Genomic DNA, 12815 nt, shown 5'->3' with positions numbered 1-12815 from the left:
TCTGTTAGGGAACTGTGGTGCATTATAAAAATAACGCTTTAAAGCAACACCTGAAAACCCAAGGTTTTACCCTTATTGAACTCGTCGTGGTCATTATTGTGTTGGCTATTTTAGCGATAATTGCGGTGAGCAAATTTATTGATATAAAGCGTGATGCTGAAATAAGCCGAGTAAAGGCAGTCGCGGCATCCTTTGAGCAGTCGGTTGCTTTTTCTCATACACGATGGCAAGTCATTGGTGGCAGCGAGCCAATGAATGATCTACCAGACTTTGCCAATAATGATTTAGATATGAATACCTTTGGCTATCCGTTAGGTACAGGAAAAGGTAACCCTATGGGTAATCCTGTGAATATTGGTCCAGGTCAGCAAGGGTGTGTCGACCTTTGGAATGCTCTGATTGAAAGCCCACCATCGGTTGCCATTAGAAATGCCTCAGATGATGTGGACTTTGAATCATATCGACATTCAGCTGCGGGCGGCACAGGTTCGACGCAATGTACTTATGTACTGCGAACGCTTGGTGATACTGCAGGGCGAAATAGAGCTGAGATAAAAATTGTCTATGACTCGGTAGAAGGGACTGTTCAAGCCTTTATCGATGAATAAATCGTATCAAATGCGAGAAAAAAAATAGCGGCTTAAAGCCGCTATTTTTATGTCTGTGATTTAATATCGAATTAACATAGCTGGCTACTTTTTCTTTTTTGACTTGAATATACGTCGATAAAAAGTGACTGTGCTAAACAATAGAATCAAGGTACCAACCACTGCTACTAAGGTAATAAATACAACGTATTTAAGTGGCATATTCAAGGCGTCATGCAAAGGTCTCACAAAGCTTGCCACTCTGCCTGATAAGTCTCTATCACTGTGTTTCAGTGCCGCTTTTATTGTTCCTTGTTGGTGATTCATCGTGATGCTATCAGCTTGTCTTAGCCAAACATCAGCATGGCTATCAAAACGAATACTGAAATCTACTGATTGTGGCTTGGCTGTTTTAGGCGCATCAGGATCAGGTTTTTTCTGTCTTGGTTTGTTGACTGCAACCAGTAATGACTCTGGCCATAAATCTTGAGCCGTTTGTAATTGACTCTGCCAATCATTCGCTTGGCTAACTGGATAGTTATTGACAGCTTCAACCATTTCGACAGAAGGCTGGTGCTTCAAACTATCCATCCATAAGCCTTTATAGGTAATCAAAAAGCCTGTGATACATAATAAAAATAGTGGCACCGATATGAACAAGCCTAATTGGATGTGGCTTTTAACTAAGCTGCTCGATTTGGTGTTGGTTGGGATCGAATGTTTTAGTCTGAATGTTTTACGTACTCGCCACCAAAGGTAAATACCAACTAGGGTAACAAGACCACCGACTAACGATGCCCAAGCATTGATATATTTACCAACATCACCGAGTAAGAAGTTTCTGTGTAGCCAAAACATGGTGGTCCAAAGAGGGATATCTGTCACCTTGTGATGGGAAATCTCATTCAACTCACTATCGAAGGCGATAGATTGACCACGGGTTGCCCCTTCAATAAAAGGAGTGTGTTCAGTGGGGAAACGCACACTGCTCATTTCTGGGTAATGTTCAAAAATATATTCAGTGGCGTGAGCTTTCTGTTCGATAGTCAAAGGAACATACTGTTGCCCTTTATCGTCCATCCTTTTTAGCATGTCCATGCCGCCCAGATACACGCCAGTCGTGAGTACAATTAGCATACAAATACTAATGACAAAACCGACCCAGTTGTGAAACCACTTTAAAGCGGGGACTACTTTCATGTTTACTTTCTCAGGTTAAGTGTTGGCGATAATGGCCAAAATATTCAGGTTAAATATGACACTGAATCAAATTTTTGAGAATGATAATTAATCTCACTTATTACTTCAATTAAAGAAATGTAAAGAAAGTAAAAAAACCGCCATTATGCCATTTAGGTCACACTTTTGTCGGAGATAGCTATGGGGCGTTAAATATTTAATTTTGAATAAAAATTCATCAATCTGAATAGTTTTTAGTGAGAATAAGTGACTTTTAACTACAATAAAGTGTTTAGTGAAGTTATGAGTTAAGAATAATACCAACCAAATCATTGTTGATATTATGTTAATTGATCTTTTTGCCATGTTTATATCGTATTTTTTCATTTATGCCAATTCAGACATCTTTGATTGATGAACGCTATTTAATATAGTTATGCAACATTTATTCATTGCTATTTACATGTTTTACCTCCTTTAGTGCAGTTGTTCACACTTCTCTATGACTGCGCAATAAAGTACTTCACTTATCGATGAATGCAAATGATAATCCGTCTCATTAACGATTACTGCCAATTTAAGGGCTACTTTGTATGAGACTTTCACCTATTGCATTTGCTGTTGTTGCTAGCTTAGCTTCTGCTTCATTAGCTGCTGAAGAAACAAATAATGACACTGAAAATAACTTAGATTTCGAACTGAACATCGAGAGAATTCAGGTTACAGGGATGAATTTTAATAATTACAAAGTGGGCTCATCTTCAGGAGCAATGCGTGGTGATATCGACTTAATGGATACGCCGCAATCGGTGAATGTGATCCCTGATTTTGTCACTGACGAACAGCTTGCAACTAACTTGTCTGAAGTACTCGTCAATGACTCAAGTGTGACTGGCGGCAGTGAAAAGTGGAATCGCCAAGTATTCAATATTCGTGGTTTTGAATTAGATTCTGGTAGTGGTTTTTTAATCAATGGCCAACAACAATTTTCTCACTATGTGCAACCGATTGAAACACTACAGCAAGTTGAAGTGTTAAAAGGCCCATCAAGTATGCTTTACGGCCAGTCAGGTCCTGGCGGCTTGATTAATATGGTGACCAAAAAGCCAACTTACGACACCTTGTTTGATGTGGCATTTGATACCGATGCCAATGGTTCAACCCGTTTTCAGCTAGATGCTGGCGGCGCGTTAAATGATGCTGAATCTATCCGTTACCGTTCAGTATTAGTTAAGCAAGATACTAACTACTGGCGTGAGTACCAAGATGGCAATGGCGAACAAGAACAAGAACGTGATCGCTTTTTAGGCTATCTCAATCTTGAATTTGACCTACATGATGATGTGATGCTGTCAGTTAAATATGATTACACTGAAGACACTACTGGTATCGATAGAGGTGGCTGGTTAGATGACAGCGGTGAGTTAGTTGGTGATCGTGAAGATATTTGGGATATGTCATGGGCATTTACCGATAACAAGGTTGAAAACTTAGGCGCTGACTTAACTTGGTATGTTTCTGATGATTGGAAAATGACTACAGGTTATAACCATCAGTCATTTACTCGTCAGCGATTAGATTCGTCACCAACAATGGTGGCAGGCATGGATCCAACAACCGATGGTTACCAAATTAAGGCGTTCGATCGCTACGATGATTGGCAACTAAAAACCGCTTATATGGACTTCACCGGTATTGTGAATGCCTTCGGCATGGAACATCAGCTACTTGTTGGTGCCAATATACTTGATTATTACTACGGTCAGCTTAAAGACAGCGGCGAAGCACAAATGGTAAACCCTGGTGATACTGTTGCTCGACCGGATTTAGATTACAACAATGACACCACAAAATATGAGTCTAGCTACAAGCATTATGGCTTTTATGTACAAGACTTAATGACGATTAACGATGAGTGGCAAGTACTTGCTGGTGTGCGTTATGACGAACAGAAAAAAGATGGCGAAGGCGAAAACAGTTACGCAGTATCTCCTAAATTTGGGGTGATTTACTCACCTGCAGATAATGGCAGCATCTATGTAAACTATTCTAAAAGCTTTAATCCTCAGTCAATCGTTAACAGTGATAACGATGTGAATGACGGTATGGATTTAGACCCAGAGTACGGTGAGCAATACGAAATCGGTACCAAGTGGGAATTGTATGACGGTGGCTTACTGTTAACGGGTGCGATTTTTGATACTACAGTCACTAACGTCACAGTCCGTGAGCAATTAGATCAACCTATCGGTGACAACGAGTACATTACGACTCAAAGCGGTAAGCAACATCACCGTGGTTTTGAAATAGGTGCACAAGGTCAAGTGAGCGACAATGTGTTCGTCACCAGCTCAATGATGTTTTTAGATGCAGAATATGTGACAAGCTCTGAAGATACCGAACAACTTGATGGTAAAACACCGGTTGATGCACCTGAATGGTCAGCAAATATCTGGACTCGTTACGAAGTGAATGATGCTTTAGCTCTTAACTTCGGCGCCATTTATGTTGGTGAGCGTTTTGCTAATACCCAAAATACCATCGTCAAAGATGATTACGTCAGATTTGATTTTGGTGCAGCTTATTCGTTTGCGATTCAAAATACTGATATGAGTGTACGTTTTAATATCAAAAACTTATTTGATACCGATTATTTAGGTGGTGGTACGAATACTGATGTCACCGTGGGTGAAGGTCGAAACTTTAGTTTAGCCTTTGAAGCGAAGTTTTAATCTGAGTTCTAAGCTGAGTATAGATAAAGAGTTTTAGTGAAAGGCCCTAACGTATAGCGAAACGTTAGGGCCTTTTTAGTATTCCTGATGGCTTTAAAGTCTGTTTTTAGCTCTTAATAGCTAGGCTTTATAGGGCTAATGGTTAATGTAAATTTTTATGTAAAAATTTTTCGATGGCAATAAAGGTTTGTATACGATGCTCATTATTGCTCAAATAGTGGTCACCATTTTCTAGCTCTATATATTCGACTTGTTTATCCAGATCTTCTAATTCATCGAACATATCTTCACTATGTTGCACTCTAACTACGCGATCTTTATCGCCGTGAATAAGTAATACCGGGACATTAATGTCTTTTGCTTTACTTAAGGGGGAGCGCTCGTATAGGGCATCATAGTCATCACCAATCTGCTTTTTCACGATTTCAAAATTACTGTAACGTCTGGAAGATTTAACTAAATATTCAACGTCGGTGACACCCGCCACACTAACAGCGCATTGATATAAATCTTGAGTTGTAGCTACACCCATGAGTGCGGCATAGCCGCCATAACTTGCGCCGACAATGCATATTTTTTTAGGATCAGACACCCCTTGCTCAATGAGCCAGCGGGTACCATCTTCAACATCGTTTTGCATATCCAAGCCCCAGCTTTTTAAACCCGCTTGCATAAAATCAAAACCATAACCTGATGAACCTCGAAAGTTCATTCGTAGAACGGCATAACCTCTGTTGGCTAGAAACTGCGTCCAATAATCAAAGCTATTTGAGTCATAACTAATAGGGCCTCCATGGGGAAAAATGATAGTAGGCAGGTTTTTAGCTTCCTTATTTTGGGGAGTCGTTAAAAAAGCTTCGATTTCTAGGCCGTCTCGAGCTTTATAAGACAAGGTTTTGGTATCAGCTAATAACTCGGGGGTTAAGCTTTTATATCGATATGCGATAGGAAATAACTGTCCTGCATCACGATCACCAAACAGATAAATACCTGCTTCTTTGGTATTGGTGGAATAAACAATATAACGACGCTCATCTTCACTGAATTGGGTAATATAATTGCGATAATCTGGTAGCGCTTTATTCAGCCCATTAACTAAGCCAATGTATTCTTTGTCCCAAAAGGTATATTCAGACTCGTCACTATCATCAATCCCAATGACTTTTTGTTTGAGATTGGAATATATTAATGAGCCTTCAACATCATAAGATTTTCTGCTAAAGACCAATTCTTTAGTCAGTTTGGGGTCGGTTAAGTTAACCTTGAAAATGGCCAGTAAGTCATTATTGTAAGCCTTTACATAAAGAATATTGGGGTCTTGAGCAAAGCCCATCGGCCAAATTTGTTCCTTAGCAAAGGCCTCAAACTCCCATAAAATGCGTCTATCTTCACCAGTGTCGGCTTGTTCGTAGATTCTGAACTGAGTGTCTTTGTGATAAATGCCAATTCTTACTTTATGTTGCCTATCGGTTATCCAATCTTGGATATTGGGTTCTGCTGGCTGAACAAATTTGAATCGACCATTTTTGGTGTTGAGCTTGATAACTGATTCAAAGTTGGCTTTATTGCCTAAGCCATTAATACCAAGCAGTAAATGGTCATTACTATCAGGGAGTTTATCAATAATATTGGATTGGATCTGAGGCATCCATTTAAACTTTTTCAGCGATTGCTTGCTAAGAGAGTTCATCGACTTCTTTTTACTGAGGGAGTATTTGATTAAACGGGTTTCAGTTGTCGGGGTGCCATATCTTACAGCAGGAAATTTAGCTTTAATGAGTAAAGTGTCATCGTTTGCCCAGCTTAATGACAAAATGACAAATTTTTCATTATCTGTTTGGATAGGGAAGATAGATTCACGGGTATCAATATCAAGGATATTAATAATTGTCCCTTGCTGCTCATCAGTATTTAACCTTACTAATGAAGCTATTTTTTTGCCATTTGGTGACATGCTCACATGACTAACATCAGGAATACTGGCAAACGCTTCTACAGGCAATGGCTGTGCAGATACTGTTACTGATAAAGCGCAGAGCGCCATCAGTAAATTAAAAATCCATTTCATTAAACAATCCCTATTAACACATTTTTGTTATAGGTATGTTATCAGTTAAGGGGCTGATAAATCTACTATTAAACTCAAACAGGATAGGTCGTTAGATTTGCTTAAAAGCACTACTGTAGCGGTAATGCAGCGCTAATGAGAGGCTGCGGCATAACATAAACGCGCTCATGGCAGCCCATAGGGCACTGTTTTCATAATCTCGCAGCAAGTACCAACACGGGAAAAATATTCCAAAAGTTGATAAAATCATACTATTACGCATCATTTTACCCTGTGCCGCGCCAATATATACCCCATCAAATAAGTATGAACCAAATGCCAGCAATGGCATGAATACCAACCAAATAAGGTAGTGCTCGGCTTGTTGTTGCACCAACTCAATATTAGTCAATAAGCTAATGATATTATTGCCAGCAAAATAAAATAACAGGCTGAAACCAACGGCAAACAAGGCCGACCAGGTTGCGGCAAGAGTAACTGAATCATGTAATAAATTTAGATTCTTTTGACCGACAGCGCGGCCAACTTCCGCTTCGGCATAATAGGCTATACCATCTAATGCATAGGAGATCAGCATCAGTAAATTAAGCAGCACAGCATTGGCTGCAATGATGTCATCACCTAACCCCGCACCGTAAAAGGTCATAAAGGTAAAGCTGGCTTGCAAACATAAACTACGAATAAAAATATCGCGATTAAGTTTTAATAAGCGCGAGTAGCCTTTGAAGCTGATATGGACTAATAACTGACGGAGATTAAAGTCAGCTTGCTGATACAAAGCGCGTTTTACAATGACCGCAGCGACGGTAAAGGCACAAATGTCAGCAATAACAGAAGCAAGAGCAGCGCCTTTTACATTCCAATCTAGGCCAATAACAAACACTACATCTAAAACGATATTGACGATATTGGCGATGATTAACTGCCACATAGCGGCTTTAGGTGCTTGTCTACCGAGTAACCAGCCCAGTAGGACTAAATTCAATAGTGCAAAAGGCACTGACCAAATACGAATTTCTACATATTCACGGCAAAATTGCTGCACTTGCTCGCTGGCTTGGCTCAAAGACATGGCAAAATCGAGTAGGGGTTGTTGCAGTAAAACAGCACAAAACCCAAACAGTAAGGCGATGCAACAGCCTTGAACCAGCAATTTTTGCTGAGTTACGGTATCATTAGCGCCGTAAGCTTGGGCAACCAATCCCGTAGTGGACATGCGTAAAAAGCCCAACAACCAGACAATTAAGGTAATGATTGTACTGCCAAGTGCCACCCCGCCTAAATAATAGGCCTCACTTAAATGGCCGATGACCGCGGTATCGACTAAACCTAATAAGGGGATAGTGATATTGGATAAAATCATCGGCAATGCTAAAGCAAAAAGCTGACGATTTTTTTGGCTGTTAAAAAGTAATGCTTTTATGGACATAGGAATATTATGTTAAAACAAAGTCTTTTGGGATTATTGTGGTTAATTTCACTCAATGCCAACGCCGTAGTGATTTTGCAATATCATCACGTGTCAGAAACCACACCTGCGAGTACCAGCGTGACGCCTGCTCAATTTGAACAGCAAATGCAATATCTTGCTGAAAATGAGTTTACCATCATTCCGCTAACCGAAGCGGTAAACGCCATAAAGAATAATACGCCGCTAGCAGATAAAAGCATTGTTATTACTTTTGACGATGGCTACGACAGTATTGCAACGGCAGCAGCGCCAATATTAAAAAAATATGATTTTTCTTATACCTTGTTTGTCTCGGTAGAGCCGATAGAAAAAGGCTATAGCGGCATGATGAGCTGGGATGATATTAATCAGTTAGCTCAAAATGGTGCAACAATAGCTAATCACAGTTGGGCCCACGAACATTTAAATCGTCAGTTAGAAGGTGAGTCTAAACAGCAATGGTTAGAACGAATCGAAACTAATTTACTTGATACCGAAGCTGAAATTAAAAAGCATACGGGTCAAAGTGTAAAAATGTTGGCTTACCCCTATGGCGAGTACAATGCGGATGTAGAAGGCATTCTTAAAAAGCACAATTTTATAGGTCTTGGGCAACAATCTGGTGCTGCAGGACATTACTCAACATTAACTGCACTACCGCGCTTTCCTGTCGCGGGACCTTATGCCGATTTAGATAGTTTGAAAGTGAAATTTACCAGCCTCAATATGCCAGTGGTGAAACAGAACGTCAGTGATCCCTTACTTACTCAAGGTCAATGGCGCCCAGAGTTGATTATCGAGCTAGATATTGAGGATATTTACCCGCATCAGGTGATGTGTTTTGTACAAGGACAAGGCGCGAAAAAGCCGACCTGGCTATCTGAAACAGAGTTTAGTATTCAAGCTTCAGCAAACTTACCCGCGGGTCGAAGCCGCTATAACTGTACTGCGCCGAGTAAAACCAAGTCTGGTTACTACTGGTTCTCACAAGCTTGGGTAAGACCGAATAATGATGGCTCTTGGCCAAAAGAGTAAATCTGTTTTAGCTCCTGAATCCAAACTTTAATGGATTAGCTCAAGAGCGTAGCGCTTGGTTCTCACCAGATCAAAGGGGTAGATTGCTAATACCCCTTTGATCTGGTGAAGTTGTTTCAATGGTGAACGATTTCACTAACAATTAGAACGCGTATGACGCACCAATAACAGTAGTGTAGTTATCAACTGCAAACCCATGTGTGGAAACTAAATCATCCTGGTAGCCAAATTCTAAATAAGGCTGAACCCCATTGCGAGTCCAAGTCGCGCGAACCTCATGCTTTATTGAGTTAGTGCCCTCGTCCATTAGGTAATAAATGTTGTTGTACGAGAACGCGGCGTTAAAATTTGTTGGACTATAGGCAATGCTGTTGTCGAAGCGTGTGCGGAAACGTTTGTAATCGCTGCTATCAAGGTCAATACGGGTGCGATGGCTTAACGATACACCGCTGTCAAAATCATAACCCAATCTGACTAACATACGGCTTTCGATGCTATCACCCTGGTGAATAACGTTTTGATAGCCAGCTGCTACCCAAAAATTCTCACCAGTTGAAAACGATTGCTCAATACCTAGCATGGTATAAGGTGTATCAATATAGTCAACTGTCCCCAGTTGTAACCCATCTAGCTCTATGTAGACAGTAAGATCACCAAAGCTGTTGTCAAAGGCATGACCAGCCTCAATGGTGGCTACCACATCTGAACCGTATCCTGCCTCAACCATCGACCCTGATTCAGAACCTAATCTTGCGTCTATGTCGCTATTAAATTTTACATTACCAGTGATATATGAATTACTTGCGAATGCATTTGATGCAAATATCAATGCAGCCGCTCCTAGAAAGTACGATTTTTTCACAGTGTTACCTTTCGTTATGGCTTAAGTTATGTAATTGGCCATCATTTGCCCCTAACAACGTTCCATATTTTTCGAGCAAACTAAGTGATAGAAATAACACTGTCAAGCGAGGTAAAATGAAAGTCCTCGATAAATTAGCAAGGCCAACTCAATAGTTTCTGCACAGTATTTCAAGGCATCAGAACCAACATTTAGCGTCCATCGAACGCTTGGGTAAAACTGTAAACAGACGCTGAAAATCATAATTTGGGGCTGGCTATTATTGCCAAAGTTATCACCAGAAAGTGCTGCTTGGTGTTGACTTGTGTTCTAACTACTAAAACCTAAAATAATCATTTTTTCGGCCAGTAGTGAATGGTCGGGAATCTAGTCTTGTCACATTAATGCCATTGCCGATGTTGCCATAATCAAGCTGGAACAGTAGCTTGGGCCATTTTTTTTGAAGGTTAAATATTGATTTAATAGACTTTTGTTGATGCATAGTGGCTATCAGGCGATAGCTTTAAGTAATTGATTCTGGTAAGACTTTCTTGCATTCCCAGTTGTCGGCGCGCTTCTATTGACAAGATTGTTACTCATAAATAATTATGAGTTTCACCGTTCAATTTTAAGGATTATCCAGCTGTAAACTTTATTAATCACGACAAGTTTTAAGTTGATGAAAAGCCAAATCAAAGTGATTAAACGCCAAAAAATAAGTTTAAGTCTTAAAAAGAATTAATTTGAACACAGGTTATTTGATAACAATTAATTTCATAGTTAATCATTTAAATCAAAGGCTAAATAACAAGTTGAGCTTCTATATTTTTGTTTTTTCTCTTTTTTGTGAGTTCTAAAATTCTTGCAGAACCTTCTTCCAAAATAGTGAACCCTTGATACGATATAAAGTGCTGTTATGTGATGTTTAATCCTAACCAGGTTGAAAGGGGGCACAATATTATCAGCAACAAGGCACTTAGTATTTTGAATTTGTGGTACCAAAGGATAAATATTTTGTCATGGGACAATCGTGATGATAGCCGTGAGAGTCGCTTTTGGGGATTTATCCAGAGGAAAATTTTGTCGGTACAACCGTGGCAATCTGGATTAGTTTTTGAATACGACCGTAAAGACGCTTATATTTTGCCTTCTTGGCTACCAACTAATATTAGGTTCAGCCGTATAGGTAGTATTATTAAAAGCCTTTTCTGAAGGTTGTTTTAATTTTATAAATCTTTAAAAAAGTTCTATATAACAAGGCATACTCATATCGTTTACATATAAGATGATGCCAATTTATACGAATGTTAATAAAAATGTATTCTGACAAATGTACACAGACTTTAGAACAGAGCAATTATCGGTGAGTAAGAAAAGTTAAGCCTAATATTGTGCTTATTTCACGATTAGCGATACTTTATATGTCGTCGTCTCCATTGAACAGAGCTTTAAAGGTATAACATCTCAATAACTCAACGTAACACATTGTTACTAAGGCTAATTATTCTTTTTTGTTGTGCCAATACCGTGCTTATATGATTAATCAATCAAAAGCTATACGATTTAACATTAAGGCACTTCGATGTTTATTCTCACAAAAAAAAGACTGTTAATTCTCTCAATGAGTGTTTTTATGATGGGGTGTGATTCATCTGAAGATTCGACAGAAGGATGGTATGAGGATGTCTATTTTGAGCATCCTGAGATGAAAGCATGTTTCATTGAGTCGGCTAAAACTCAAAACTGGTCAAGCGTAGATGATGTGACAGGTTTTTATTGTCATCACAAAGATATTGATTCTATCGTTGGTATTGAGCAATTTGAAAATTTAACTGATTTGCAATTAGGAGGCACAGCCCTGAAGGAAATAAATCTTAGTGGGAACCCACTTTTAGATCATGTAGTGATACACGGTAACCCTTTGCTCAAATCCGTTGATTTTTCATCTAATGTTGAGCTAACAAATGTGTATGTTTATGATAATGTAATTGAAGAGGTTAATTTATCTAGTTTGCCTAAATTACATACAGCTTATTTTTTTAAGAATAGGATAAAAGAGATAAACTTAGATGGAACTGATATTGAATTTTTAAACCTTCAACACAATTCGATTGAAGAAATTGATTTAAGTAATGCACGAAGTATCCGAGAACTAATACTTAGTTATAATCCTCTCACTCAAATTGACCTGTCTAATTTACATGATTTACGCGCATTATTTATCATCGATACTGAGGTCGATAAATTAGATGTTTCATTTAATTGGGAGCTTAGCAGCTTATCGTTAATGGAAAATAAGATTGAAAATATTAGGTTTGATAATAATCCTAGCCTTACTAGGGTTAATATTGAAGGTAACCCACTTGATATAGAAACGTTAGATTACTTGTCGACTATTGATTGGATCGAAGACCTGAGTTTTTAATAAATGGTAGATACAAGTTTCAAGGCTATTTTGTAACAAGAGTGCATTACTTATTTGTACAATACCTCTGTGAACATATCCGTTAGATTAAGGACTTTATTTCCTTGATCTAATTATTCTCAGTAACGTTTCACGTTGGTTGGAGCTCACTAGTTTATGGCATAAATCTGTTAAAAATCTACTCATCCACATAAGTTTACTTACCAGCTGCCCAAATACCAATGAATATTAGGTTCAGCCGTATTGGCAGTATTTCGAAACGCCTTTTATATCAACATCGTTCCCTTTATTAAATAAAGCCTATATAGCAAGTGCATGCTCATATACAACGGCTAATTTTGGATTTCTCTCATTTTACCTACAGTGGGTGTCTGTATTTGTAACGTATCCGAATTAAAAAGAGCGCTTTCTAAAGCAAAACGTAGATTCTCACAAAGCCTAACGATTTAAAAAGTGACCTTGTAATATCAAGAGTCTAAACTTAATAAAATCTGCAAG

General features: G+C 38.9%; 8 protein-coding genes and 1 pseudogene. 5 read left to right on the top strand and 4 right to left on the bottom strand.

Going from position 1 to position 12815, the window contains the following annotated elements; all coding sequences use genetic code 11:
- The first annotated feature begins 17 nt into the window (after positions 1–17).
- Positions 18–608 (top strand): prepilin-type N-terminal cleavage/methylation domain-containing protein, encoded by a 591-nt coding sequence (locus FPK91_RS12555; protein WP_144211569.1) that lies wholly within the window; start codon positions 18–20, stop codon positions 606–608.
- Positions 609–692: 84 nt separating this feature from the next.
- On the opposite strand, the gene FPK91_RS12550 is transcribed toward FPK91_RS12555, so the two are convergent.
- On the bottom strand, positions 693–1787 hold the full coding sequence (locus tag FPK91_RS12550) for a PepSY-associated TM helix domain-containing protein (RefSeq protein ID WP_144211568.1): 1095 nt from the start codon (positions 1785–1787) through the stop codon (positions 693–695).
- 572 nt (positions 1788–2359) lie between these two features.
- On the opposite strand from FPK91_RS12550, the gene FPK91_RS12545 reads away from it, so the two are divergent.
- Complete coding sequence (locus tag FPK91_RS12545) at positions 2360–4498, top strand: TonB-dependent siderophore receptor (RefSeq protein WP_144211567.1); 2139 nt, start codon at positions 2360–2362, stop codon at positions 4496–4498.
- Positions 4499–4640: 142 nt separating this feature from the next.
- On the opposite strand, the gene FPK91_RS12540 is transcribed toward FPK91_RS12545, so the two are convergent.
- Positions 4641–6566, bottom strand: coding sequence for an alpha/beta hydrolase family protein (locus FPK91_RS12540; protein WP_144211566.1), 1926 nt, complete (start codon positions 6564–6566; stop codon positions 4641–4643).
- Positions 6567–6657: 91 nt separating this feature from the next.
- Entirely contained in the window at positions 6658–7995 is a 1338-nt protein-coding gene (locus FPK91_RS12535) for an MATE family efflux transporter (protein WP_144211565.1), read from the bottom strand.
- Positions 7996–8004: 9 nt separating this feature from the next.
- On the opposite strand from FPK91_RS12535, the gene FPK91_RS12530 reads away from it, so the two are divergent.
- A complete protein-coding gene (locus FPK91_RS12530) occupies positions 8005–9051 on the top strand; it encodes a polysaccharide deacetylase family protein (RefSeq protein WP_144211564.1) in 1047 nt (348 codons plus the stop codon).
- Positions 9052–9193: 142 nt separating this feature from the next.
- On the opposite strand, the gene FPK91_RS12525 is transcribed toward FPK91_RS12530, so the two are convergent.
- Positions 9194–9913 carry a porin gene (locus FPK91_RS12525; protein WP_144211563.1) on the bottom strand — a complete coding sequence of 240 codons (720 nt, stop codon included), beginning with the start codon at positions 9911–9913 and terminating at the stop codon, positions 9194–9196.
- 965 nt (positions 9914–10878) lie between these two features.
- Here FPK91_RS12525 and FPK91_RS21270 point away from each other — a divergent pair.
- Positions 10879–11104, top strand: a pseudogene (locus FPK91_RS21270) (S26 family signal peptidase); the annotation flags it as partial.
- Positions 11105–11474: 370 nt separating this feature from the next.
- On the top strand, positions 11475–12317 hold the full coding sequence (locus FPK91_RS12520; RefSeq protein ID WP_144211562.1) for a leucine-rich repeat domain-containing protein: 843 nt from the start codon (positions 11475–11477) through the stop codon (positions 12315–12317).
- The last annotated feature ends 498 nt before the right edge of the window (positions 12318–12815 follow it).

This window comes from Shewanella donghaensis (genome assembly GCF_007567505.1).
In the GTDB taxonomy this organism is placed as follows: domain Bacteria; phylum Pseudomonadota; class Gammaproteobacteria; order Enterobacterales; family Shewanellaceae; genus Shewanella; species Shewanella donghaensis.
This window is presented reverse-complemented; position numbering and strand designations above follow the sequence as displayed.